The following is a 25,724-nucleotide window of genomic DNA, read 5'->3' as shown; positions in this document are numbered from 1 at the left end:
GTGGCGGTTGTTGTTCCCGTCTATAACGCCATGCCGTATCTGACAGAGCTGCTCAATTCGCTGGAAGCACAGGACTTGGCCACGACTCTCTTCGAAGTCATTACAGTCGATGATGGCTCCACCGACTACAGCGGCGAGATTCTCGATGTTTATGCTGCCCGGCTTAGCAATATGCGGGTCATTCACCAGGCGAACAGCGGGTGGCCCGGAAAACCACGCAATGTAGGCATGGCTGCCACTACGGCCGACTATGTATTTTTCTGCGACGCCGACGACAAGCTTGGTCCGGAGGCACTGCGCCGGATGCTGGAGTTCGCAGATTCACACGGTACGGATGTACTGGTTCCCAAGATGGTTGGCATTGGCGGCCGCCGCGTGCAGAGCGCCCTGTATCGGGAAACACTCGTGGACGTAGACCTGCGCACCATCCTTCGGTCCCTGTCACCGCAAAAAATGATTAGACGCGACCTGTTGCTTGGCAACGGCATTCGCTTCCATGAGGACAAGGTTCGGCTCGAAGACGGCATGGTCATCTCCCAGTGCTATTTGAAAGCCAAGCGGATTTCTGTTCTGGCGGACTATGACTACTACTTCATCCGCACGCGCACAGACGGGGCCAATATCAGCAGTGCTGTCACCGTCCCGGAAGGCTATACGTGGTCAGTGGGGGAGATCGCCAAGATTCTTCTGACCGGAGCACCCGAGCCCGAGTTGGCCCGGATGTTGGTGCTTGACCTCTACCGCCGCAAGTGCCTCCGCGTCTACGAGCCCCACCGATACCTGAAGATGTCGGAGGACATCCAACGCCGCTGGGTCCATGCGCATGCTGAGTTCGTGGACAAGCACATTCCGGCGGAGCTGGCTTCCAGCCTTCCCGAGCCTATGCAGCGCAAGACCAACATCATTCGTGACCGTGACGCCGCAGCCATGCTTGAGGTGGTTAGATCGGAGGAAGCGCTGGAGGTCGACCCTAAAGTCACCAGTACGACTTGGGGCCCCGGCGGTTTGGACCTGCAGCTGAGCGTCAGCTCGCCGGCTGACAGCCTTAGCATCCTCCTGCGCACCCGGGACGGAAGCATCGAAGAGAGGCTGCCCGGTCAGTCAGCGTCTGGTCCGGGGCGGTTTAAGTGCACTATCGGCCAAAGCGTACTCGAGGCGCTGGGAGGCCACATCGTCGACGTATTCGGCGAACTGTCCGAGCAGGGGCAACTTGGCAGCCCACGACGAGTGGGTGTGGTTCCAGAGGTGCAGATGGGGAAGGGACCGGGCGGTGAACGTCCTTACACCACTGTTCACGGCAACGTGAGCGTAGACCTGCGCGGCTGAAAGGCAGGCCCTCAGCCTTTCAGCGCCGCCAGGAGTGCGCCTTCCAGGTACGGTGCGAGCGTTTCAGCGTATGTGCTTGTGATGTGCGACGCGTCGAAGTAGGTGACGACTGATCCTATGACAGCCGGGCAGGTGCCATCCGCACAGAAATAGCCGTCCATGTTCACCGTCCGGATTTTTGGATGGTCCAGCTCTATCGCGGCTGTGGTGACCGGGTCCATCCAATACCATTCGTCAGGCGTGCCCGAGCATTGTTGAGGGTTGCCAGGGTTCTCGGCGAGGCAGTCCGGTATCGAAGGGATGGTATTTCCAGGGAAGGGCGGGTCCTTGATCACGACGACGTTGGCGCCGCTGTCCGCCCAGCGGGACAGGTAGTCAAGGTATCCATTGACGGCGGGTTTTTCGGTGCTCTCCCACGATTCGCCTTGCACCGGGACAGACTGACGTTCGGAAGTAACGACCAGATCGAACGCATTGCCGGCGGTTTCGTCCAGCACCCAGTCGCCGTAGGCGGCGCAGTTCGCTGTCTTTTCCTCGGTATCGAACTGCAGTGGCACCGATGTCGGGTTGCACCTGGAAACCAAGTAAGTGGAGATCGTCCAGTCATTCTGTTCAGCCAGCACCTGCAGCGCGGGAAGCCATTGACCGGCGTGCGAGTTTCCTACTAGCGCGACTTTGGTGGGCCCATCCCCGTACGTGCACACAGGGCGGTCGGTAAACGGCTGGTTCGACCAGCAACCGTCGGCGTAGGCGTCGGATTTGTCGTCTTTGGCCAGCGATGGCTCGGGTACTACCGGCGCCTGGGGGTCCGGTTCGCATTCGTCAAACCCCTTGGCGATGGCAGCGGCACCAAAACAGGGATCACCATTGTTCACCATGGCAGTGAGCTGTTGTTCAGCCTGTGAGGTGCGGTGGTTGACTTCTACCAATTGCGCGCCGCCCACTGCTGTGAGGAGCACCATGCCCACTGCCGCGAATCGGTACGTGGGCACCAGACCATTCTTGCCGGAGGGAAACCGGAATCGGTCCTCAACGAACGTCTTGCTGAGTCCAGCCAGCACCAGCGTCGCAGCCAGAATCAGCGACTTGTCGAGCCAGCCCAGTTCACCGCCGCTGACGTACGGCAGAAGAACGATCAGGGGCCAGTGCCACAGGTACACGGAGTAGGAAACCTCACCCAGCCATTGGACGGGACGGTTCCGCAGAAACCGGGTGGGGGAGAGCCTTCCCTCAGCAGCGGCGAAGATCACCAAGGCGGTGCCCAGAACCGGCAGTAAAGCGGTATAGCCGGGGAACGGCGTGGCTCCGGTATAGAACACGCCTGCCCAGACGATTGCAGCAATGCCGGCCCACGCGAGCGCTGCACGCGCGGCACCAGGCAGGTAATGTGCCACGGTCGGCGCCACCAGTGCCACCAGTCCGCCCATACCCAGTTCCCACATCCGGGTGGGCGTGATGAAGTAAGCGCTGCCGGGTTCAGCAGCGGTGGCGGTAACGGAAAAGGCAAGGGAGAGGACCACGACGGCGGCAACCGCCGCCAGAAGCAGGCGCCGCGCGTTCAACGACCGCTTACCCGCGAACCAGAACACGACGAACACGAGGACCGGCCACAGGAGGTAAAACTGCTCCTCTACCGATAAGGACCAGAAATGCTGGGTGGGGGTAGGTGCGTTCTCGGCGGCCAGATAATCGACCGAACTTCCGGCCAGCACCCAGTTCTGCACGTAGAGTGCCGACGAGATGATCTCCTTGGCGATGGCGCCCCATTGCGTGGGCGGGGCCACCAGCCTCGACGCAACGGCGGTGGCCGCCAGGACGACGAACGCTGCCGGTAGGAGACGACGAATCCTGCGCCCCCAAAACGCGGTTAAGCCGTGCCAGTCCATTGGCGGTCGCTTGACCAAGTGCGAGGTAATCAGGAAGCCGGAAATGACGAAGAAGACGTCCACTCCGATGAATCCGCCCGTTAGCCGTTCAGGCCACAAGTGGTAGGCAACCACCAGGGCCACGGCTATGGCGCGGAGGCCCTGGATGTCCAACCGAAGCCCGCTGCCGGCTTTCGGCAAAGAGACGGTGGTCTTAGGCAGTGCAGCTACAGCGATGGTCTTGCTCCTGGCGGTCGCTTTGGAATGACAGCGGATAGTCTATCGAACCGTCCCGTAGCGTTGGAGAGATGCCAGGCCGCAGGTTCGTCGGGCCAAGCACAGGGAGCGTTGCTAAGCTATTGCAGTCTCGGGCGCTGAAGGTTGCTGGCGCCAGTGGCAGTGGAGTAGCAGCGTAAGCGTTGCAGGAAAGGAGCCCATGCGCTTCGGACTCAAGGGCCGCCTGGCAGCGGCCATCCCGTCTAACGTGATGCCGGCGGTGTTCGATGTCATCGCCCGAGTCAGGCAGCCGCAGTCGGTTCCCAGAAGCACGCGAGGCTCGGACCTTCCGCTTCTGACGACCGTTAACTTCCCGATAGATGTGGTCTACACCTGGGTTGACGGCAACGATCCTCAGTGGCAGCGCAGCAAGGCGCAGGCGATGGCCGGCAGCGATCCTGTACACAGGAACCCCACAGCCGCCAACGAAGCCCGTTACTCTTCGCGCGATGAACTTCTTTATTCGCTGCGTTCGCTGGATTATTTTGCTCCATGGGTCCATCACGTGTATCTCGTAACGGCGGGACAGACGCCGCATTGGCTGAATGCCTCCAACGGCCGGATCACCGTGGTGGACCACCGGGACATCTTTTCCGACGCCACCGCGCTTCCAACTTTCAACTCCCATGCCATAGAGTCCCAGCTTCACCACATCGACGGGCTGAGCGAACATTTCCTGTATATGAACGACGACGTGTTCTTCGGGCGGCCCGTGGATCCGGAACTGTTCTTCCACGGCAACGGGTTGGCCAGGTTCTTCCTGTCGGAACAGAAAGTCGGTCACACGCCACGCTCTGTGAATGATTTGCCCGTGGACAGCGCGGCGAAGAATAACCGTGCTCTGTTGGAGGCCGCCTTTGGCCGGACCGTGGACCGCAAGTTCCAGCACGCAGCCCACCCCGAGAGGGTCAGCACCTTGTCCAGATTGGAGCAGGAACATCCGCAGGAGCTGTTGCGGACTCAGCGGAGCAGGTTCAGGGATCCGGCGGATCTTTCCGTGGCGTCCTCCCTGGCCCACTACTATGGGTTCGCCGTCGGGGCCGCAGTGCCCGGGGAACTGTCTTACCGCTACGTTGACATCAATGACTCGGCAGCTCAGGCCAAGCTATTGCGGTTGCTGCGGCGTAGAGATGCGGACATTTTCTGCCTCAACGAGGTAGACAGCACCGGATTGGATACTGGAAGGGTGGACTCGCTGATTCATGGCTTTTTAGACGCCTACTTCCCTGTCGCCAGCACCTTTGAAAGGGAACAGTCATGACATCACGAACCGGCGCTCTCCGTGGCGCGCTTTCCGGCGCACGCCGGGTCACCGGCAGAGGCGGCGGACCGGCGAGAAAGGACTTCCGCTCCCTGCACATTCAGCAGCGGGGCAGCGTCTTGCATGCACGGTTGAGCGTCTCCGCCCGGCTTCAGCTTCTCTCCCTGTGGAGCAAGAACGCCGAAGGCATCTGGACGAAACTTGCTGACTTGACGCACACGCCCGACACATCGGGAAGCGATACCCGAAGCTACAGTGCGCAGGTTGACTTGGCGAATGCGCTGCCAGCGACAACCGCACACCTCGAAGACGGCGAAACTTTGGGACTGTTCGTCCAATTCCGGGCTGCCGCCAGAGATCTGCCGAAGTTCAGCGCCAACATCCACCTCGACGAACCAGCCTCCACTGGGCAGACCGGTGCAGACGGGAGAAGATTCGCTGACGTTCAGGCTGAATTGGCTGACGGAACATTGGCAGGAGACAAGACCCTGACGGCGTGGGCGTCGTTCGGGCGCTTTGCCGACACGGAAGTGGGTTCCCTCCGGCGGGTTTCTGTTCAAGAAACCGCATTTGAGCCGTACATCAACAGGCGCGGACTGTTGTCGCTGGCAGTAAACCGTCAGCTCAAGCCCTATAACGCTGTCTACGTCCACCGGTTGACCGTGAACAGGGGAATGGTGGACCTGCGGGCAACGCTGGTCACCCGCCACGGTGAGGCTGAAGCAGTGGAGTTGGTGCTGCTTGGGCGTGAGAGCGGAGCACGCTACACTTCAACCGCCGTATTCGCGTTGGATACCGAGGCGACCCGCCGCAAATTCGGGCTCCGCCGGTACAAGGTTCATGTCAGCTTAAACCTGGGAGCTATCCCGAGCGAAGACTTGGCGCGCGACGAAATTTTGGATGCCTGGCTCCAAATCCGTGCGGTAGGTGCAGCCGATCCGCAGCGTACGCGCGTGGGACGTACCCGATACGTTACCCGTAAACTGACCCGTCCCGGGTGGCAAAAGCGGGGAAACAAAACGCTGGCCATCACGCCCTACTACACCTTCAAAGCCAAAAACACGTCTTTCCACGTTGAACTCCTGGATACCGATGCTTTCGAATTCTTGCGGGAGCAGACCCGGAAGGGGCGGATGCGGGAGGCTCAGTCAGGGCGCAAGCCAGTCTGGCTTGTGGGGGAGCGGCCTTACAAGGCCCAAGACACCGGACTGCATTTCTTCCGCTACATGCGGAGGGAGCACCCTGAAATCGACGCCTACTACGTGATCGACCCTGCGTCGCCGGACCTCCGCAATCTGGACGGGCTGGACCATGTGGTGAATTACCGTTCCAAGGAACATTTCGAGCTGGCGTTGCGGGCCGAACGGTTTATTGGCTCGCACCATCCCGACTTTCTGTATCCGACTTGGCTTCCGCAGTTCCGCAAGGCAGTGGGCGGCGTCAAGGTGTTCCTGCAGCACGGGGTGATGGGCACCAAGTGGATGGTCCCGAACTACGGCAAAAAAGCACCCGGATTCGACACCGACCTGTTCATGGTCAGCTCCGAGCGGGAAAAAGAATACATTGTCAGCGACTTCGGCTATCCGCCAAAGGACGTGCTGGTTACCGGCTTGTCCCGGTTTGACGCGCTCTTCGCCGGCGATGTGTCGGTGCGGCCGAACCAGATCCTGATCATTCCCACGTGGCGGGACTGGCTCCAGAATCCGGACGAGTTCGAAGAGTCCGAGTACTTCCAGGAGTGGAACGCGCTGCTTCACGATGAACGACTGCGCGCTCTGGTTGGAAAGCACGCGGCCGAGGTAATCTTCTGCCTGCATCCGAACATGCAGCAGTTCCGGCACCACTTCTCCGGGGCACCAGCGCGTGTTATCTCGCAAGGCGAGGTGGACGTGCAGTTCCTGCTCAAGGAAAGCGCTGTCCTACTGACCGACTACTCGAGCGTGGGCTTCGACTTCAGTTTTCTTGAAAAACCGGTGCACTACTTCCAGTTCGACCGGGAGCGCTTCCTGGGACCGCAAGGATCCCACTTGGACTTGGATGAGGAATTGCCCGGCGACATCGCTTTTGCCCGGTCCGCCGTGCTGGACCAGTTGGAGTCCACGCTGGAGCGCGGCTGCACCCCTAGGCCAGAGAATGTCGCCCGATCCCGCCGCTTCCTGACCTTCCGGGACGCCAATAACTGCCAGCGGATCTTCGAGGCCGTAGCGGAAGCCCGCCCCGCCGAACCCCGGTGGAAAAAAACCTTGGACCCGGAGTTGTTCGAACGGCTGTTTGGGAGGTTCCGACGCAGCCGCTTCTACTTCCCGGCCATGCAACGGATGTTCGCCTTGGTCTCGAAGACGCCCATGGAAACGGACCTGATGGTGTTCGAGTCCGGGCTTGGGAAACAGTACGCCGACAGTCCGCGCTATATCTACGAAGAACTGGTGCGGCGCGGGGACACGCGCCGCAAGGTATGGGTCTATCAAGGCAAGCTCCCGGCGCCCGACCCCTACACCAAGGTTGTGAAGCGGCTCTCGCCGAGCTACTACTGGTATCTGGCCAAAGCCAAGTACTGGATCAACAATCAGAATTTCCCGCATTACTTCCGACGCCGGAAGGACGGGGTCTTCATCCAGACCTGGCACGGCACACCGCTCAAGAGGATGGTCCATGACCTGGACACCGTCCACGGCCGGGACCCGGGCTACATTTCCCGCGTGGACGAGGCCGTGAAGCAATGGACCACTCTGCTTTCACCTAGCCCCTATGCTACGGAAGCCTTCAGGAGTGCCTTCCGCTACACCGGCGAGGTTGTGGAGCTGGGGTACCCCCGCAACGACATCCTTGTGCGACCGGACGCCGAGCAGCGCTCCGCTGCCGTTCGGCGGAAACTGGGCATCCCTGAGGGCAAGCGTGTGGTCCTTTACGCTCCGACCTTCCGGGACGACCAGTCGACCGGCACGGGACGGTTCCGTTTCGATCTGCCGTTTGACGTGGAAGCCTTCAAAGCCCGCTTCGGCGACGACACCGTGCTGCTGCTGCGCATGCATGTGCTGGTCAGCGACGCCGTGAAGATTCCGGAAGAAGCGGGCGATTGCGTCTACGACGTCTCCAAGTTCCCTGAAATCCAAGAACTCTACCTGGCCAGCGACGTGCTGATCACCGATTATTCGTCGGTCTTCTTCGACTACGCCATCCTGCAGCGGCCCATCATCTTCTATGCCTACGACCTGGAGAACTACCGCGACACCCTGCGCGGGTTCTACCTGGACTACAGCACGGAACTGCCCGGGCCTGTGACACAAACTGAAGACGAACTGTTCGACGCTATTGGCGAGAGCCGTTCGAGCGACCCGGCGCGCGCGCTTCAACTGAAGAAGTTTGTGGCCAAGTATGCGCCGCGCGACGACGGAAATGCGGCCGGGCGAGTGGTGGACCGCTTGCTGTCTTAGGGTGCCGGCTGTTCCGAGAGGATCTTCTCCGCTGCGTTGACGAACCGCGCGGTGCTCGCGCCCGGCGAAGTATCGCCGAAATGGCGGGCGATCAGCTGCAGCTGGTCGGGGCCGATTCCGGTTGCTGCAGCCTCGGCCAGCAGCTCCGGCGTCCGTGCTGCCTCGGACTTGTCAATGAGCCTGGTTTTGGCGGCCACGCCCTGTGCATCGATGTGGGCCCCAGGCTCCGAAGGCTTCGTCATGAGCAGGGGCTTCCGGGTGGGAAGCCAATCCAAGGCCATGGCAGAGATATCGCAGATGCACAGGTCCGCTTCCGCCATGGCGGCTGAGAAGTCGGCAGCCGTGTCCACCCGGTGGCCGGCTGGCTCCGCCTTTTCCGCCGAGACGATCATCTTTTCAATCTCGTGCAGAGCTGCACCGTGGGCGGCGAGCCTGCTGCCGGTCCGCGGATGCGGCCGGAAGACCAATCGGTAGCGGGCATCAGCCAGGAGGGAGCCGACAATCTCCCGTCCATGGCTGGCCAGCGAGCCGTACGCCATGGCTGGGCGGTCCCCTTCCCAGGTGGGGGCGTACAGGACGGTGAGACGTCCGCCGTCGTTCTTGGTTTGCGGGGCAGAAGCGGCGAAGTCCAGTTGCGGCCGTCCAATCTCCACCAAATGCGACTCATCAAACCGCTGCAGGGCGGCCAGAATGCGTTCCCGGGAGGCAGGGCCCGCGATGAAGGCGAAGTCGTAGGCCTTCAGCTGGTTGGAGACCATGGACACCTTGTCGCTCTCTCCATGGCTCAGATGCACATGCACCTGAGCCGGCAGGCGGAGGACCGTGAAGTTGTCCCGGTTGTTATTGACGTAGAACACCATCCGGACGCTGGCGCGTTGGATGAATGTTTCCACCTCCGCGATGCCCTTGGTAAGGAACACCGGCAGCGGGGAATCAGGAAGCAGTTCCGCGGCCGTGGCCGGCCGGTGGACCAGAACCGCTACCCGGTGGCGCTCCGCCAGCTTCGCCATGGGAGCGAGCCACTGCCTTACCTGGTAGGCACTGTCCGGGCCGTCAGCGAAGTACAGGACGCAGTCGAACCGGTTGCCGGCGTCCCTGTTGGCGTCGGCCAGCCGGGTTCGCACGCGGCGTTCCGTCAGCACGCTGTTGGCCTCGGTGAGGATCCGGGCGGCGAGAGGCTGAAGGCGGGACGCGATGGGCAACAGTGAATCCTGACGTCGGAGGGGTGGACCTACCTGAACAGCTTAGAGCTTCCCCACGTTGCGCCGTTTGGCATAGCCGTCGTTGGTCATCGCGTTCCCCCGGTAGAGCCACATGGCGCCGGCACCGGTTGTGGCCAGCAGGTCCACCTTGTTGTCCGAGGTCGTGTCACCGGGTCCGAGGATCTGCTTGTACTGTTGCCATCCGCCGCTGCCGATCTGCCGCTCGGCGTTGAACCACGCTCCTGAAGCAGTCTTGGCGGTGCGTCCCTGCCGCAGCCAGAGAGTGCCGTCGGACTTGCTGGCCACCAGGTCGACGGTGCCGTTGCGGTCATAGTCGCCGACGCCGACTATCTGCGAGTAATGCCAGCCCGTGTCGATACGTGTGCGCGAGCCATGCTGGCCGTTGCCCGGGCCGGCGTAAAGCCAGGCGGTTCCGTCGGCGCCGACGCCGAGCAGGTCGTTCTTGCCGTCACGGTTGACGTCGCCCGTGCCCACCAGCGTCGCGAACTGGTTCCACCCGCCGGTGCCGATCTTCACCCGGCGCTTATAGCCTTCGCTGGAACTGCTGACCGTGCCGGTGCCGGCATAGAACCAGAGGGTTCCGTTGGTCTGACGGGCCACGAGGTCGTTCTTGCCGTCCTCGTTGTAGTCTCCGATCCCGACGATGGAACTGTAGATGTGCCAGCCGTGCCCGATCCGCTCGGGTGTGCCGAAGGTTCCCTTGCCGGTTCCGCGCATCAGCCAGAGGGTGCCGTCCGGCTTGCGGCCGATCAGGTCGCTTCGGCCGTCGCCGGTGAAGTCACCCGGAGTGGCCACGGTGTCGAACTGTTTCCACGTGCTGCTGACCAGCGTCCTGGCGTTGTAACCCTCGGAATCGACCATCTGGGTGCCCTTGTAGAAGCCCAGCGAACCATCGGGGCTGATCGTGAGGAGATCGTTTTTCTTGTCCCGATCGTTGTCCCATACTCCGAGGATGTCCGCGAAGGACCCCCAGCCCCAACCAATTTTGCGGGCGGCGGCGAACGTGCTGGTGCCGGTCCTTCCGGTTCCCGTATGCAGCCACAGGGTGCCGTCATCCTTGGACGCCACGACGTCCATGTGCCGGTCGCCGTTGAAGTCCCGCGTCGCTACAACCTTGTTGTAGCTGCCCCAGCCGCTGCCGATCTGGCTGCGGGTGCCGGGTTTGCCGTCGCCGGGAGCCGCGTACAGCCAAACCGTGCCGTCGGACCGTCGGGCGAGGAGGTCGTTGGTGCCGTCGCGATTGAGGTCGCCGGGGCCGATGATGTGGGTGAACCCGTTCCAGCCGCTGCTGCCGATGCGCACGCGCTGCTGGAAGGTCCCGTTGCCCTTGCCCTTGTACAGCCAGAGCGAGCCGTCGGTCTGCCGCGCCAACAGGTCGCCGAGCCCGTCGCTGTTATAGTCTCCGGTGCCGATCAGCAGGTTGTAGATCTGCCAACCTCCGCCTATCCGAAACGGCGTCTTGTAGCCGCCGGCGCCGTTGCCGGGGTAGAACCAAAGCGAGCCGTCCGTCCGGCGGGACAGCAGGTCGCCGTTGCCGTCCCGATTCAAGTCGCCCGGGGCGGCGTAGCGCTGGGCTCGATCCCACGTGACGGTCCGGTTGTAGGCGAAGTTCTGCAAGTCGGTGTAGGAACCCCGCCACACATTCGAGTCACCCGAGTAGGGGCCCGTGGAACTGTACTGCCAGATGTCGTACGAATTCCAGCCGGCCGGCAGCCAGGGGGTGCCGGTGGTGTAGTGCGCGACGTGCAGCGGGTGATTCTTGAAGGCGGTGCTGTTGCCGGTGCAGGTGTTCCACCAGTCCGCGGTGGTGTAAATGGCCGGGAGGCGGCCGGTGCGGGCCTTAATGGTGTTCGAGAAGTCCTTGATCCAGTTGACCATGGCCGAGGGGGACATGCTGTAGCAGGTGTTGCCCAGTTCCGGATAGGGGTTGTATTCGATGTCCAGCAGGGGCGGCAGGGTCTTTCCATCGGCAGACCAGCCGCCGCCGTTGTTCACCATGTAGTCCGCCTGCGCCTTGCCCGACGAGACGTTGGGGATGGCGAAGTGATAGGCGCCGCGGATCATGCCGACGTTATAGGAACCGGCGTACTGCGAGGGGAACAACGGGTTCTTGTACGACAGGGCCTCGGTGGACTTTACATAGGCAAACCGGGCCCCGTAGTTCCACTCGGTTGCCCAGTTGACGTTGGGCTGGTGGCTGCTGACGTCCATGCCCTGGACCCCGCTGGGCTTCCACTTGGTGCGGCTGAACGAGGGGAGCGCCGCGGGTGCCACAACACTGGTGCGTTCGATGTCGAGGACTTCCAGTTGGGCGTCGAGTTCCGCCAGCACTTCCGGCTGTTCCAGTTCCCGCTCACGTTCTCGGCGCTGCTGGAGACCTTGGCCCATGTCGGCGCCGTGTTCGCCCTGCAGGGTCTTCAGGAGCTTAAGGAGTTGCTCCTGGCTGAGCTCCTCGACGGGCACCTCGACGGAATCCGATTCTTCTGCTGTCGGGGTCGGGTCGCCGGCTTCAGGGGAGGGCTGGGCCGTCGGTTCTTCCGTGGCAGCGGCCGGGGAGGAAGGTTGTGTGCCATCCCCCGGTCGTTCGAGGCCCGGCGTAACTCCGGTTTCGTCGTCGATCTGAGGTTCATTGCCGGACGAGTCGCCGGACGCCATATCGGAGGGCGAAGGTTGTGCCGTTCCCAGACCGGTGGCCGCGGGTGCCTGCAGCAGGGCACCGTCGGGGGTCGACGCAGGCTGCGAGTCCGGTGCTGGCTGATGCAGGTCCTGTGCGGTTGCACCGGGGGCCATCAGCAGGCCGACCGCCATCACGACGGCGGTTGCGCTGGCTAGACGAGCAGTGGCTCGCTGGTTTCGTCTGGGAGAGGCTGCGGGGCTGCGGAAGCTGGGCATAGATTGCTCCGGACAATAGGGCACGAACGGGCCGGGTCAAGAGAGCCGCAGCCTCCGGTTGGCAATGGCGAAGCGTCGGCTCAAGGTGGGTTAAACGTTATCAGCCGCGCGGGCGGAAACACTGAGCCAGAGGGGGCGTTTCCACGGAAGTCGACAACTGTTAGCCGGCTGTTAATCCGCGCTGCTGCCTCCCAAACGGCCCGCCAGGCGGGCGGGAGCCGGTGCGCATGAACTTGGCGGCGGGCGGCGGGTCAGTCTTGGGGCTCGCGCTTCATCGAGAGCGAACCATGCTTCGTGGCGTAGAGCCGGTACAACGGCCCGGCCTCCACCTCCAGGGTGCTGAAGGCGAGCCGCAGTTCTTGGTCGTTCCCAACCAGGCGGGCGTGGAAGTCAAAGATGTCGCCCCGTGCAGACTCCGGCACATGAAGCTGCCAGGTTCCTTCTTGAAGGTGGGCGGCTGTCGTCGCCTTGTCCCGCCTGCGGCGGACGAAGACTTCCGCCGCCTCCGCTATCCCCGGCCGGGAAGCAAGGCGGAGGACCTCACCTTCCCACCACGCACGCTCGAACAGGCGTTCCAGTGTCTTCCCGGTGACGCGGACGGCGCGCGGAGGCCCCGACAGAACCTGCCGCCATGACTCCACAAAGGTGTCGGCGTTGAACCGGTCCAGCGTCCGGATGGCGTTTTCCCCCATCTTCCGGCGAAGCTCCTCGTCCTCCATGAGGGCGAGGATCCGGTCGGCTAGCAGTCCGCTGTCACCGAAGGGGACCAAACGTCCGTTTTCTCCGTCGATGATGACGTCCCGGGGGCCGTAGTTGGCATCGTAGGCCGCTACGGGGACGCCGTAGGACATGCTCTCCAGCAGGATCAGCGGGAATCCCTCCGACTGCGAAGTCAGGAGCGTGAGGCATGCCCCGGCGTAGATGTCATCCGGGTTGTCGGCGAACGGCATGAAACGGACGTGCGCGCGGATGCCCAGCTCGTCGATGAGCGATTGGACCCGGGTCTCCTCGTCGTCGCGGTAGCCGAAGCCGAACACCTCCAGGCGGGCGCTGGGACGGGAAGCGAGAATTTTGGCAAAGACGCGCATGGCTTCGTCCACGCGCTTCTTCGGGTGGGTACGGGCCACCAGCACGATCCGGTCGGCGTCGACCGCTTTCTCTTCTTCCCTTGCCGGTGGCGCCACCTGGGGGATCACAGCCAATTGATCGCCGTGGCCGAACTCGGAGCGGATGTCTTCCCGCTGGGCTTCGGTCAGGAGAGCCACCGAGTCCCATCCGCCAAGGGTCCCCAGGAGCCGGCGCCAGCTCGGGCTGACACCGGAACCCAAGGTGTAGGGGTGCTCCAGGTGGTTGCTGTGGACCGCGGCAACCTTTCCCAGATTGGGGTGACGCAGCGAATGAACGACGTCGTCGAGGTTTTCGGCCGGCAGGTTGGGCAGGTTTTCCCGGAATTCCGAGGTGATAACCGGTGCCTGCTCGCCGGCGAGCAGGCGTTCGAAGGCGAACCTGTACAGCTGGCCCATCGACGCGAAGGTCTGTGGCTCGGGGCCGAAGAGGTATCCCTTGCGCCACTGCTTCTCGCCGGGGTTTTGCAGGATGGTGAGGAAGCACTGGCCGTCGCGGCCGATGTAGCGCTGGGCGGCCGGGGTGGCGGAGCCCGGCTGGTAGTCCAGGATTCTTGCCACGCGGCCGTGCTCGTCCAATTCCCAGCGGCGGGTGCGCAGCCGGTCTGGGCCGAGGTCCTCGATGGCCGCCGGGATTCCACTGGCGTGGAACCGGACGTAGTGCTCCTGGACTCCGTTGCGGAAGTAGGCGAAGGCCAGACCGGAAGTTCCCACCGGGAACCGGACGAAGTCGGCCTCGCTCGGCGGCTGGACGCTGGGCCGGGTCTCGGCCTCCGGGCTTGGGTCCAACGAAGCCAGCACGCTGCGGACCTTGACGTCGGGGTGCAGGTGGCCGTCCGCCTTCAACTCGGCTACGTCGGCTTCCAGCCGAGGCTGGAACGCGAGGACCTCAATCCAAACATCGGCGAAACTGCCCTGCTCTGCCAAGGCGCTGGCGCGGGACCGCACGGCCTTGACCAGACCCCCGCGCTTCAGCGCCAGCGTGTTGACCGGGAAGTGCGCGGTCGGCATCGGCTCAGGTGTCTGCATCGCTGTACTGTTGTCCTCAATCGTTATCAAGCGGCCCGCCTAGGAGGGCTGAGCCGACATGTTTGCGCCCCGGACAGGAATCGAACCTGCGACCAAACGATCAGGGGCTGCTAGTTTTGGTCGTTTCTCAACATAGCCCATATGCCGCTAGCTTGCGGGTGTAAGGCCCTGGACGCTCACGTACCGAAAGCTGGTCCTCCCGCCGCATTGCGTTGGAAGCAGAAGAACGCGGCATGACCGTCTCATATACCGCGATCGCCAAGTACCTGCGCACCCGTTCTGTTTAGCGCCCGCCCGCGTGGGAGCCGGCATGGGCGTTTCGGGGAACCCGACCTCCTACTTCAGCTTCATCGTGGCGACGACCATGTTGTGGTCCGAGCCCGGGGTGGAGCGCAGCCGGCCGGCGGCGTCGATGTCGAGCACGTTCTCGTAGGAGACGGTGCCGGCAATGTTCTTCGTGAACACGTAGTCGATCCGCCCGAAGGTGGAGTTCTGCTGCTTCTTGTAGCCGTTGGTTGTGGGGTAGAGGAAATCGGTCTTCCTGGCCGAGGAGGCGCTGTCAGTCCAGCCGCCCCTGATGAAGGCCTCGTGCGGCGCGTTCGAGGGCAGCTGATAAAAGCTGCTGTTCATGTCGCCGCCGGCGACGACCGGGAGCCTGCGGGTGTTGATCGCGTTCATCTTCCGGTTGACGGTCTCCATGGTGGAGGTCTTCGACACTGTGCCGCGCAGCGGCAGCTTGGGGGAGACGTGGAAGGACACCGCGTAGAACTGCTTGCCGGTCTTCTTCGACTTCAGCAGCACCCAGGCCGCGCCGCGCGGGTCTTCGCCCCTGGCGACGGGCAGGGCGAAGGTGCCGCGCTTGAGCAGCGTGTACTTGGACGTCTTGTACGCGATGCGGTTCACGTACTGCTTGGTGCCGGCCTTTTCCGGGGCGCGGTCGAGGGCGTAGCCGAGCGACTTCAGCCGGGGCTGGAAGTCGGTCATGGCTTTCGTGTTCGCGGTGCCCGGGATATTGACGTTTAGGGCCTCTTGGAGCAGGAGCACGTCCGGGTTTTTCGCCTTGATGGTCCGCAGGTGAGTCATCTTGCGGGTGTTCCAGTGCGGGGCGCCGGTGACTTTGCAACTGGCGCAGAGCAGGTTCTGGCTGGCCACGGTCAGTGGCTCGGCGCCGGACACGGGTGGCGCCGCAGGGTAGGCGGTGACCCGGGCGGAAGTGCGGGTCTTGTAGGTCTTGTTGTGGGCGTAGACGCGGATGAAGCTGGGCATCGAGGACCGGGAGCCGTGGGTGAGCCTGGTGATCTTCAGGCTGGTGCCCGTGACATTGGAGAAAGTGCGCGGCCGCAGAGTCATGGCCATGTTGTCCGCGATCTTTACTGTGTAGTGGGTGGTGTTCGCGGTCCGGTTCCAGAAGACGGTGATGCTGTCGGTGCCGCCGGCAGTCTTCAGGGTGGTGAACGCGCCGGGGTGATTGGCGTGGGTGGTCGCCTTCAGCGTCTGCGACCAGGCCGAGCGGACGTACTCTCCGTGATCGCTGCCCGGTTCCCGGTACAGCACCCGGTACTGGATGTAGTAGGTCGTGGCGTCATCCAGGTCGCCCAGGTAGCGGCTGTTGACCTTTTCGATGACCGGGGCGCCGGCCATGTCGGAGCGCGTGGAGTAGCGGACCTCGTAGCGGTTGGCTCCGGTCACGGGATCCCAGTCCAGGGTGAAGCCGGTGTGGCCGGCGGAGACCAGTTCCGGTCTGTCCAGGCTGGCCGCCATCTGGATCTCTACGCTGGCTGGTGCCGCCATCGCGGTGCCGGGGACGAAGCCGCCGAGCAGGGACGCGGCGAGCAGTGCGGCCGCGGTGCGGCGCAGGGGAGTGGTCTTCATGACGCTCCTGGGCGAGTGAACGGTCTCTTACAGGAGACACGCGTCGAAACCCCGAAGCCTTCCCCGCACAAAAGTATGAGCTACATCTCCGGAATTGCGAAACCATTCATCTTACCGTCCTAATCCGGCGCGGCAGGCCGGCCGCTATCACCTACCAATAGCTGGTTAAAGGTGTCCCGGAAAAGGCCGGCAGGCATCGGCCCCTCGCCGGCGCTTAGAGGGACTGGTCATTGTCATCCTCACGGGCTACGTTCCCTGTCATGGAGGCCCCCCAAGACAAAGAGCTGCCCTTGACCTGAATTGGGAACAGCGCTGGGAGTTCGACCATATCTGGGCGCGCCAGCTGTACCGGACATCCCCGTCCTGCCACCGTTGAAGGATTTTCTTCAAGGCAGCCTGCTCGTGCCCGGCCATAGTGGCACTTATCGCGGCGCACCGCAATCGCCGCGAACGAAGTGATGGGGCACTCCGGCTGCCCAGTTGTCATGCCTGGCCGCTAGGCGTTGGTTAGGATCTCCCGCCGCAGCTGCCGCAGGCTTCGCTGGTTGTGGCGGACGACAAAACCCGCAAGCCGTCCTCCCAAATCCGAGAACGCAGTGATAGGCGTGACACGGAACTGCCCATCCGCCTCTTCCCACACGAGCTGGGCCTGCAAGGTTATGTTCCGAACAGCAGTCCGGGGTACGGCCCTGTCCCTAAAGAATCCGAGCACTGTGACTTCGGAGGCTGATACCCGAACGCCCAACCGCCAGTTTCGCCAGCCAGCCAGCAGCATCAGCATCGATACGGCAATAGCAAAAGCCAATTCGCCCTCGTGCCCCTCTGATGACCCAGACCAGACAGAACCAGTCGGCATCTCGTAGAAGGCCACAACCAGGAACAACAAGACGAACGCGAACAGGGAGGCCCGAGAAATGAAAAGGGGACGCAGTATCAAACAGGATTCTCCGGTCTCTCGCGTAGCGGTTCCACGAGGAATGTCTCGTCGACGCTACAGCATTACGACGGCGAGATGGACGACCTGCTTATTCGACACTCGTACAGAGGAAAGGCTGTTCGTGACGAGCAATCGCTGAAAGCCATGCGTGTCGGGAAGCATCAGAGACAGTGCGTAAGTGGGTGAAAGAAACGTTTAATTAGGCGTCATATATTAGGGGCCGATGGCAGTAGACTGCGATCTGGGACATGCGGGCGGGTGTCCTAACACTCGTTACTGCCCGGTTGGGGGAACCTTGGTGTCTTTTGCGTCTTCTTCGTCTAAAGCTTTGACCGTGTTCAGCTTGCTGATTGCCGTGGTCATGGTCTTCTCCGTGCTTCTTGCCGGGGCTCCGCCGGCCCAGGCGGTTGTAAGGGAAGCCCTTATCCAAGGCACGGTCACGGACCCCGGTGGCAGAGCGGTGCAGGGAATTACTGTCGACGCGTTCATACCGGAAACGGCCACAGTCCCCGCCCACCTTCCCGCCTTCAGTGCCCGGACCGGCGCGGATGGCCGTTTTAGCCTGTCGGTGGACAGCGAGTGGGACTACAAGATCCGATTCAGTGACGTGGACGGCCAGATTAGGCCGGCGGGAACTTTCGCCTCCGAGTGGTATCAGGACCAACCGGACCGATCCTCGGCGGCCCCGCTGCCGGTGGAACCAGGTGAAATCGCCCAACTGGGCCAGATTAGCTTGCAATGGGCGGTTCTAGATACCCTCACTAACACTCTGCCGCCCAGCATCGCCGGCACAGCGCGTGCCGGTTTCACCCTCACGGCCGCACCTGGCCAGTGGAACCCCGCCCCCGAGCGATTCAGGTACGAGTGGTACCGGGACAGCAAACCGATGGGCCACGCTGGTTCACGCCTCACTCTAAGTCCAAATCTCGGGGGCAGCCTGTACACGGTCAAAGTTACCGCGGTGAAGCGAGGATACGCATGGGCGAGTGAAACGACCGCGGCCGTTTTCGTCCCGATAGAGGAGTTCGATCCGGTCCCGTTCATTTATGGCTCACCGACAGTGGGTGAGGTAGTGCGTATTTTTCCAACAGTGGAGCCGAACATTGCTTTAGCCAGGGGCCAGCGAACGATTCAGTGGTACCGGTCAGGAACGCCGATCAGCGGAGCAACCGCCAATTCTTACCGGGTGACCGATAAAGATTTCAAGCATACGCTGACTGCGAAAGTCACCGCGCTACAAGACGGATATGACCCGGTGACGGTGACTACTGAGGCCACCAAGCTTGTCGGTCCAGGCCTACTGGCTAGCCCAATTCCGAAGATCACCGGCGTGGTGAGAGTGGGCCATACCCTGACCGCCCGTGCCGACGGCTGGACGCCGGGTGCAACGCTGACATACCAGTGGTACCGGTCCCGCCTAAAAGGGACCCCTGTAGGCGGGCACCGGCTCATCAAGGGCGCGACCAGCAAGACGTACAAACTAACGGGGGCTGACGCCGGGTATAACCTCGTGGTTCGGGTAAACGGATCTAAACTCGGCTATTACAACAGCTGGCGGCATTCCAATAACACTGCCAATACGGCCAAGGGCACATTGAAGACGACGGCCCCCACGGTCGTCGGAACGAAGAAGGTAGGGCGCACCCTCACCGCCCGAACGGTCAGCTGGACTTCTGGGACAGCCTTTAAGTACCAGTGGTACAAGTCAGGCAAGGCCATAAAGGGTGCTACAGCCAAAACTTACAAGCTCACCAAGAGCGACCGGTCACGAAGCATCAAGGTGCGGGTAACCGGCGCGAAGACTGGATACATCCCCCAGTCGAGATACTCGGTGGCCTACCGCGTTCGATAGCGGTCACCGTCCACTTAAACTACGGGAAGGCCCAGCCGGCGTAACGCTGTTCGGGTCTTCCCGTTTTTGATAATCGCGGCCGCGGACACCAACTTAGTCTGGTCTGCGGCAGGGCCTGCTGTCAGGGGTGGCGTAAAACGAATTTTGTCGAAAGTCTGATAGGTTATTCTGTCTCCAGGCAACTATTTATTGGTAGCCAATCTACGCCAGGCACGCGATTCACTTACCGCTGGTATCGGGGCGACGACATCATTAAGGGTGTAACGGGAAATGCCTACACACTCAAGGCTGTCGATGCCGGACGCACCTTCCAGGTGTACGTTTTTGGTTCCCAAGACGGCTACAAGCCGGATGACCGGTCGACTGACGGCACTTACGCCATCGCCAAGGGAACCTTGGCAACCTCCAAGCCGACAATAACGGGCACGAATCAGGTTGGGGGTCTCCTCACTGCCCGACCGGGGACTTGGAGCCCAGCGGTGAAGTTCAAGTATCAGTGGTACAGGTCCGGGAAAGCGATCAAGCGTGCGGACAACCGGTCCTACAGGCTCACGAAGGCCGACAAGTCCCGCAGCCTTAAGGTTCGCGTTACCGGCTTTAAGACCGGATACGCGTCAGCAACCAGGTACTCATCGCCAAGCCGCATTAAGTGACCCCCATAAGGTCGGGATGGGCCCTAGGGGCTTCGATCTGCCGTAGTCGAGGACTGCCAGCGGGCTAGCAAGGCTGGCCCCCATCGCTGAGCGTCGTCGCTCCTGCCCAATATCTGAGGGTGAAGGTCCACCCGGCGAAGTCGCAGCGGTGTAACGTTGTGCCGCCTGTGCTGGCTGTACATGAGGGTAGGGGAGATGCTCGGACGATGAGGGAACAGCCCCGCGCCAATTGGGGCTGCGGGGCTGCTCTTCTCGCTGGGTGCCTCATCGGATCTTTTGTCTTCAGCCGGTGTTGTCGTAGGGGTCTCGCCAGGACGATTCGTCCCGGCTGATCCCCTCCACTGACGACGCCGGAACCCACCGGGTGCGCATCTCGTACTCTGCGTCCTGCCACTTTAAATGCACGTGCTCCGACGTCCAGCCGATAGCCTTCGCGTCCACCGTGGTTCCGTCCTCCAACCGGGCCCGCACGTAAGGTTCTCGATTGTAGGGTGCCCTAGGAGGGAAAGCTGAGGCCCGGAACCTCTTGCGGGTTGACCGAGGCCTATCCGAACCACCGAAGGTCACCTGCGGAAATTTACGAGCAATTCCAGAAGATGCCGACGGCGGGAAAGCTCCATCCGACTTCGAGCGGAGCATTGCAGCGGCTACTGTGCTCTCCATCCGAGAAAACAAGCGACGTATGGATGCTCACGTCAGACTGCTCAGCCTTACAGCTAAGCCACGGGAGACGACGGCGGCGAAACATTTGGCACATTGGACGGGAACGCTGCTTGATTCCATGGAAGTAGCGGAGACCACCGGAAGCATCATGTGCGGGGATCTTGCTCGGGATGTAGCCGAATACGAGAAGATTCGAGACGAGTTGTGGAAAAGGTATGCCCGCAAGGACTCGGTCTGGTCCAACGTTCGTGACTGGTGGACAAACTTCTGGATGCACCTTCCGCAGCGGTTGCCCTACTTGCGCGGTCGCATCCAACACAGCCGTCGAAGAGACCAGGTGTAGAACGAATCCGGTGGGTAAGCGGTGGATTGACTCTCAAGCTGCTCCAACGGCAGTGGCTCCGACTGAAGATAACGCCCAGTCAGAGTCGCTTTTGTTGCGCCCCGGACAGGAATCGAACCTGCGACCAAGAGATTAGAAGGCTCCTGCTCTATCCGCTGAGCTACCGAGGCTGATGGCCGACTGCTGTCCACTGACTGTCCACTCCAATTCCGGAGTCTCCAAACATGTCCAGTTAGTGTCCACTCTCGTGTACGCCAATGCGGCCGGTGCTTAGTCTAGCAATTCGTTCAAGGCGGGGCGCGATGGCGGCACTCGGTCGTGCCGTCCGTCGGCGGCCAGGGCCGCGACGCACTGCCACAAAGAAGAAGGACGTACGGTTCTAACCCGTTCTGTTCTGCTGCCCATGGGCCGGCCTGCGTCGTCGGGCGTGGACAGACTTCCGCGGCAGGGCGTCCGGCACCCCGCCGCGAAAGGAACTTGCTACTGGCCCGTTCCGGCGTCGGCCCCACCGTCGGCCGCGTTGTCCTGCCCATCTAAACCTTCCGGGATCTCTTCCGGTGCTGGTGCCTGGCTCGGCTCCGGTGCCTGGCTCGGTTCCGGGGCAGGCTCGGTGGTCTGGCTCGGTTCCGGGGCAGGGGCCGGGTGCTGTTCGGTGCCGTTCGATTCGCCATTTTCCGGCTCGTCAGTTTCGGTTGAGCTGTTTCCGCCGACCGCGGGATCGTCCGTGGTCGGAGCGTCGTCGGCCGCACCGTCTTCGGTCTTCGCGGGGTCCTCGTCCTTTTTGGCCGGCGCGTTTGTTTGATCCGCGGCCTCCTGGTTGCCGCCCAGGGTGCCAAGGGTCGTCGTGTGGGGGCTCGAGGCACGGTCGATACCCGTGGTAGACGAGACCAGGCTGGAGATGGGCTGGCTGGTGCCGATTTCCACCGCGGTAATGCCGACCATCGCGATGGCGAAGGCCGCGGCGCTAGCCAGTCCGACCTTGACCCATGTCATCGGGGCGATGGGCTTTCTGGCAGGTTTAGTGGGCGGTTCGATCGCTTCGGACGGGGCGCTGGCGGCCACCTTCTCGACCTCCCGCAGGGCCCCCACACGAGCCTTGGGGATTTTCTTCAGGGCCACAGTGGCGGCCGAACTCAGCGTCCGGGCATAGAGCGCGGCGCCCACGGTGGCGACGACGGAACCGAGTGCGGCGCCGATCAGCGTTCCGGCGACGCCGAGAAAGGACCCCACTACTGCGGAGGTCACCGCGGCCAGCGCCGAGGCGATAGTTTGGGCGCCACTTAGTCCGAGAAAGGGCTTGGGCTTGTCGTCGGCAGCGGAATCGTCAGGCATATTGGTACCTAGTTCGGTCGGAGATTATTACGGATAGGTAACGATACCTGCACGCGGACGGTTCCCGGCACGGCCCGTGCTTGCTTGAGACGCTGCTCACAGACAGGGGCGGGGAGGGGCGTTCCCGGTGTGCCGGGCACGATGCGTCTGCTGCTGTGTCCACGTGGTCCCACCCGTTCTCCACAAGGACACCGTCCGGCGCCGCGGTCCACATGCCGCGCGGACCGCTTCACCGCAGGTGCCGCAGCGGCGAGGCTCGATGGTGTCGGCAGGGCGCCGGCGCTTACAGCGGACGGGAGAAGAGCATGAGCGACTACATTACGGTGCGCGGGACGGTCGGAACCGACGTGCAGCAGCGGCGCACGCACGGCGGTGATGCGGTGGCGGAGTTCCGGCTGGCGTGCTCGGGGGACTGGTTTAACCGGGAGACCGGCGAGTGGGTCAAAGGGCAGACCAACTGGTACACCGTTCAGGCCTTCCGGGGGTTGGCGGAGAACCTGTGGCGCAGCCTGGCCAAGGGCGATCCGGTGGTGGTCAGCGGCAAGCTGAAGCTTCGGCAGTGGTCAACCGAGGACGGGCGGCGCGGCACTGCTCCGGAGATCGACGCCGACACCGTCGGCCACGACCTGCGCCGCGGCTCTGCCTCGTTCACCAAAATCGCTGCGCCGGCAGCGATGCGCGAGGTCGCGGACGCTGGGCAGGGCGGCGCCGACTACCGTGCGATGGCCCTGGCCGGTGCCGGCGTCGAGGACGGGAATCGGGCCGACGGAGAGTTCGGCCTCGAGCCAGGCCTGGGCGGCAGCGGCGGCAACGCCGACGGGGACCGGCAGGAGGAGGCGCAGCTGCCCCGGGCGAGTTGATCGGCTGGTGGAGCCTTGCGGGCTGCCGGGACACGGGGATGCGGTGCGGCAGAATATGTGATCATGCCGCGCAGCGACTAGCCTTGAGGGCATGGCGGAATTCATTTACACGATGTCCAAGGCCCGCAAGGCCGTTGGCGACAAAGTCATTCTTGACGACGTAAGCATGTCGTTCTTCCCCGGCGCCAAGATCGGCGTCGTCGGCCCCAACGGTGCGGGCAAATCCACGATCCTGAAAATCATGGCCGGCCTGGACACCCCGTCCAACGGCGAAGCCAGGCTCAGCCCCGGCTACACGGTCGGCATCCTGCTGCAGGAGCCTCCGCTGAACGAGGAGAAGACGGTCCTGGGCAACGTCCAGGAAGGCGTCGGCGAAATCTACGGCAAGATCCAGCGCTTCAACGAAATCTCGGAAGAGATGGCCAGCCCGGATGCCGACTATGACGCGTTGCTCGAGGAAATGGGCAAGCTGCAGGAGGCCATCGACGCCGCCGACGCTTGGGACATCGACTCCCAGCTCGAGCAGGCCATGGACGCGCTGCGCTGCCCGCCCGGCGACGCCGACGTCACAGTGCTCTCGGGCGGTGAGCGGCGCCGCGTGGCGCTGTGCAAGCTGCTCCTGCAGAAGCCCGACCTGCTGCTGCTCGACGAGCCCACCAACCACCTCGACGCCGAAAGCGTGCTCTGGCTCGAACAGCACCTGAAGTCCTACCCCGGCGCGGTCCTCGCCGTGACCCACGACCGGTACTTCCTCGACCATGTGGCCGAATGGATCGCCGAAGTGGACCGCGGGCACCTCTACCCCTACGAGGGCAACTACTCCACCTACCTGGAGAAGAAGCGCGCCCGGCTCGAAATCCAGGGCAAGAAGGACGCCAAGCAGGCCAAGCGCCTGACCGAGGAACTGGACTGGGTCCGCTCCAACGCCAAGGGGCGCCAGACCAAGTCCAAGGCCCGCCTGGCCCGCTACGAGGAAATGGCTGCCGAGGCCGAGCGCACCCGGAAGCTGGACTTCGAAGAAATTCAGATCCCGCCGGGACCGCGGCTCGGCCAGCTGGTCATCGAGGCCAAGGACCTGTTCAAGGGCTTCGGCGACCGCGAGCTGATCAAGGACCTGTCCTTCTCGCTGCCGCGCAACGGCATCGTTGGCGTGATCGGTCCCAACGGCGTCGGTAAGACGACCCTGTTCAAGACCATCGTCGGACTCGAACCGCTGGACGGCGGGGAGCTGAAGATCGGCGATTCCGTCAAGATCTCGTACGTGGACCAGTCCCGCGGCGGCATCGATCCGAACAAGACCCTCTGGGAGGTCGTCTCCGACGGGCTCGACCACATCCAGGTCGGCCAGGTCGAAATGCCGTCCCGTGCCTACGTCTCCGCGTTCGGCTTCAAGGGTCCGGACCAGCAGAAGAAGGCCGGCGTGCTTTCCGGCGGTGAGCGCAACCGGCTGAACCTGGCGCTGACCCTGAAACAGGGCGGCAACCTGCTGCTGCTCGACGAACCGACCAACGACCTGGACGTCGAAACGCTCTCCAGCCTAGAAAACGCGCTGCTGGAATTCCCCGGCTGCGCCGTGGTGGTCTCGCACGACCGCTGGTTCCTGGACCGGGTGGCCACGCACATCCTGGCCTACGAGGGCACCGAGGAAGAGCCGGCGAACTGGTACTGGTTCGAGGGCAACTTCGACTCCTACGAGCAGAACAAGGTCGAGCGGCTCGGCCCGGATGCGGCCAAGCCGCACCGGGTGACGCACCGCCGCCTGACCCGCGACTAGTAGAGATGAATGGAACGGCCGGGCCCACAGGGAGCCCGGCCGTTCCATTTGGTCAGCTATCTGGCGCAGGGGAGGCCAGCCACTCCGGCCTACGGAATGCGGATCATGCCTTCCTGGGCGACGGTCGCGACGAGTTCGCCGGCCCGGTTGAAGATCTTGCCGACCGCCAGTCCGCGGGCACCGGAGGCACTGGGGGAGGACTGCACGTAGAGCAGCCAGTCGTCGACCCGTACCGGGCGGTGCCACCACATGGCGTGGTCCAGGCTGGCGACGCTCATGCCCGGAGTAACCCAGCTGACGCCGTGCTGGCGCAGGATGGGTTCCAAGAGCGTGTAGTCGCTGCCGAAGGCCAGCGCGGCCCGGTGCAGGCCCTGGTCGTCGGGCAGCGGCCCTTTGGTCTTCATCCAGACGGCGTTGACCGCCTGCCGTTCGCCCTTGGCCTGCACGTAGAGGGCGTCCTGGACATGGCGGACGTCGAACGGGCGGTGGTAGGCCATGTGCCGGGCCACCGGGTGGTCCACCTTGCCGAGCAGATCCGCGGTGCTCGGCAAGGTCTCCGGGTCCGGGATTCCGTCGGGGAAGTCCTCCTGGTGTTCGAGCCCCTCGGCCGGGGTCTGGAACGAGGCGATCATGGACAGGATCGGCACGCCGTTCTGATAGGCATGGGTGCGGCGGGCGGAGAACGAACGGCCGTCGCGCAGTCGTTCGACGCCGAAGGTAATCGGCAGGTCCGCGTCGCCGGCGCGCAGGAAGTACCCGTGCATGGAGTGGATGGGCCGGTCCGGTTCCACGGTCCGCACGGCCGCGATGACGGATTGTGCCAGCACCTGGCCGCCGAAGACCCGGCCGCGCGGCTGCTTTTCGGAAACGCCGACGAAAATCTCCTCGTCCGTGTTCGCGCCGTCGGCATCGGAGAGGTCCAACAACTCCAGCAACACCGCCGTCGGATCGGCGTGTTCCTCGATGGCGGTCATGTAGTCTCCTTGCCGGTTACCCGCGGGTACGAAC

Annotated in this window: 14 protein-coding genes and 1 tRNA gene; 6 read left to right on the top strand and 9 right to left on the bottom strand. The window is 63.1% G+C overall.

Features of this window, described 5'->3' with window-relative positions; genetic code table 11:
• Positions 1 to 1,326 (top strand): glycosyltransferase family 2 protein, encoded by a 1,326-nt coding sequence (locus AC5RV3_RS02995; RefSeq protein WP_494120841.1) that lies wholly within the window; start codon positions 1 to 3, stop codon positions 1,324 to 1,326.
• Positions 1,327 to 1,337: 11 nt separating this feature from the next.
• Here the strand turns inward: AC5RV3_RS02995 and AC5RV3_RS02990 are convergent, their stop codons facing one another.
• Complete coding sequence (locus tag AC5RV3_RS02990; protein WP_494120840.1) at positions 1,338 to 3,365, bottom strand: acyltransferase family protein; 2,028 nt, start codon at positions 3,363 to 3,365, stop codon at positions 1,338 to 1,340.
• 262 nt (positions 3,366 to 3,627) lie between these two features.
• Here AC5RV3_RS02990 and AC5RV3_RS02985 point away from each other — a divergent pair, with 262 nt between their 5' ends.
• Together AC5RV3_RS02985 and AC5RV3_RS02980 are read left to right on the top strand one after the other, a co-directional pair.
• Positions 3,628 to 4,728 (top strand): stealth family protein, encoded by a 1,101-nt coding sequence (locus AC5RV3_RS02985; RefSeq protein ID WP_494120839.1) that lies wholly within the window; start codon positions 3,628 to 3,630, stop codon positions 4,726 to 4,728.
• On the top strand, positions 4,725 to 8,162 hold the full coding sequence (locus AC5RV3_RS02980) for a CDP-glycerol glycerophosphotransferase family protein (protein WP_494120838.1): 3,438 nt from the start codon (positions 4,725 to 4,727) through the stop codon (positions 8,160 to 8,162). Before AC5RV3_RS02985 ends, AC5RV3_RS02980 begins: the two co-directional genes overlap by 4 nt.
• On the opposite strand, the gene AC5RV3_RS02975 is transcribed toward AC5RV3_RS02980, so the two are convergent.
• The 4 genes from AC5RV3_RS02975 to AC5RV3_RS02960 form a co-directional block, all read right to left on the bottom strand.
• Positions 8,159 to 9,364: a CDP-glycerol glycerophosphotransferase family protein gene (locus tag AC5RV3_RS02975; RefSeq protein WP_494120837.1), complete on the bottom strand. Its 1,206-nt coding sequence runs from the start codon at positions 9,362 to 9,364 to the stop codon at positions 8,159 to 8,161. The two genes, AC5RV3_RS02980 and AC5RV3_RS02975, sit on opposite strands and share 4 nt — an antisense overlap.
• Before the next feature lie 42 nt (positions 9,365 to 9,406).
• Positions 9,407 to 12,193, bottom strand: a complete 2,787-nt coding sequence (locus tag AC5RV3_RS02970; protein WP_494120836.1) for a GH25 family lysozyme — start codon at positions 12,191 to 12,193, stop codon at positions 9,407 to 9,409.
• 335 nt (positions 12,194 to 12,528) lie between these two features.
• Positions 12,529 to 14,430 (bottom strand): glycosyltransferase, encoded by a 1,902-nt coding sequence (locus tag AC5RV3_RS02965; RefSeq protein ID WP_494120835.1) that lies wholly within the window; start codon positions 14,428 to 14,430, stop codon positions 12,529 to 12,531.
• 336 nt (positions 14,431 to 14,766) lie between these two features.
• Positions 14,767 to 16,302 (bottom strand): endonuclease/exonuclease/phosphatase family protein, encoded by a 1,536-nt coding sequence (locus tag AC5RV3_RS02960; RefSeq protein WP_494120834.1) that lies wholly within the window; start codon positions 16,300 to 16,302, stop codon positions 14,767 to 14,769.
• A gap of 1,271 nt (positions 16,303 to 17,573) precedes the next feature.
• Here AC5RV3_RS02960 and AC5RV3_RS02955 point away from each other — a divergent pair.
• Entirely contained in the window at positions 17,574 to 19,091 is a 1,518-nt protein-coding gene (locus AC5RV3_RS02955) for a hypothetical protein (protein ID WP_494120833.1), read from the top strand.
• 935 nt (positions 19,092 to 20,026) lie between these two features.
• Here the strand turns inward: AC5RV3_RS02955 and AC5RV3_RS02950 are convergent.
• From AC5RV3_RS02950 to AC5RV3_RS02940, 3 genes are all read right to left on the bottom strand, one after another.
• Positions 20,027 to 20,185, bottom strand: coding sequence for a hypothetical protein (locus AC5RV3_RS02950; RefSeq protein ID WP_494120832.1), 159 nt, complete (start codon positions 20,183 to 20,185; stop codon positions 20,027 to 20,029).
• Positions 20,186 to 20,847: 662 nt separating this feature from the next.
• Positions 20,848 to 20,920: transfer RNA gene (locus tag AC5RV3_RS02945), tRNA-Arg, on the bottom strand.
• 310 nt (positions 20,921 to 21,230) lie between these two features.
• Positions 21,231 to 22,082 (bottom strand): hypothetical protein, encoded by an 852-nt coding sequence (locus tag AC5RV3_RS02940; protein WP_494120831.1) that lies wholly within the window; start codon positions 22,080 to 22,082, stop codon positions 21,231 to 21,233.
• 305 nt (positions 22,083 to 22,387) lie between these two features.
• On the opposite strand from AC5RV3_RS02940, the gene AC5RV3_RS02935 reads away from it, so the two are divergent.
• Both AC5RV3_RS02935 and ettA read left to right on the top strand, forming a co-directional pair.
• Positions 22,388 to 22,942 carry a single-stranded DNA-binding protein gene (locus tag AC5RV3_RS02935; protein ID WP_494120830.1) on the top strand — a complete coding sequence of 185 codons (555 nt, stop codon included), beginning with the start codon at positions 22,388 to 22,390 and terminating at the stop codon, positions 22,940 to 22,942.
• A gap of 91 nt (positions 22,943 to 23,033) precedes the next feature.
• Positions 23,034 to 24,716: an energy-dependent translational throttle protein EttA gene (ettA, locus tag AC5RV3_RS02930; RefSeq protein WP_493999891.1), complete on the top strand. Its 1,683-nt coding sequence runs from the start codon at positions 23,034 to 23,036 to the stop codon at positions 24,714 to 24,716.
• 89 nt (positions 24,717 to 24,805) lie between these two features.
• On the opposite strand, the gene AC5RV3_RS02925 is transcribed toward ettA, so the two are convergent.
• On the bottom strand, positions 24,806 to 25,690 hold the full coding sequence (locus AC5RV3_RS02925) for an acyl-CoA thioesterase (RefSeq protein ID WP_494112067.1): 885 nt from the start codon (positions 25,688 to 25,690) through the stop codon (positions 24,806 to 24,808).
• Positions 25,691 to 25,724: the final 34 nt, after the last annotated feature.

It is taken from the genome of Arthrobacter sp. Y3221114, assembly GCF_059092625.1.
This window is presented reverse-complemented; position numbering and strand designations above follow the sequence as displayed.

What these genes read in the sequence shown, in the direction of transcription:
- AC5RV3_RS02935 (WP_494120830.1), top strand. Translation starts at nt 22,388, where the DNA reads ATGAGCGACTACATTACGGTGCGCGGGACGGTCGGAACCGACGTGCAG.
- AC5RV3_RS02985 (WP_494120839.1), top strand. Translation starts at nt 3,628, where the DNA reads ATGCGCTTCGGACTCAAGGGCCGCCTGGCAGCGGCCATCCCGTCTAAC.
- AC5RV3_RS02960 (WP_494120834.1), bottom strand. Translation starts at nt 16,302, where the DNA reads ATGAAGACCACTCCCCTGCGCCGCACCGCGGCCGCACTGCTCGCCGCG.
- AC5RV3_RS02940 (WP_494120831.1), bottom strand. Translation starts at nt 22,082, where the DNA reads ATGCCTGACGATTCCGCTGCCGACGACAAGCCCAAGCCCTTTCTCGGA.
- ettA (WP_493999891.1), top strand. Translation starts at nt 23,034, where the DNA reads ATGGCGGAATTCATTTACACGATGTCCAAGGCCCGCAAGGCCGTTGGC.
- AC5RV3_RS02970 (WP_494120836.1), bottom strand. Translation starts at nt 12,193, where the DNA reads ATGGCGGTCGGCCTGCTGATGGCCCCCGGTGCAACCGCACAGGACCTG.
- AC5RV3_RS02965 (WP_494120835.1), bottom strand. Translation starts at nt 14,430, where the DNA reads ATGCAGACACCTGAGCCGATGCCGACCGCGCACTTCCCGGTCAACACG.
- AC5RV3_RS02925 (WP_494112067.1), bottom strand. Translation starts at nt 25,690, where the DNA reads ATGACCGCCATCGAGGAACACGCCGATCCGACGGCGGTGTTGCTGGAG.
- AC5RV3_RS02980 (WP_494120838.1), top strand. Translation starts at nt 4,725, where the DNA reads ATGACATCACGAACCGGCGCTCTCCGTGGCGCGCTTTCCGGCGCACGC.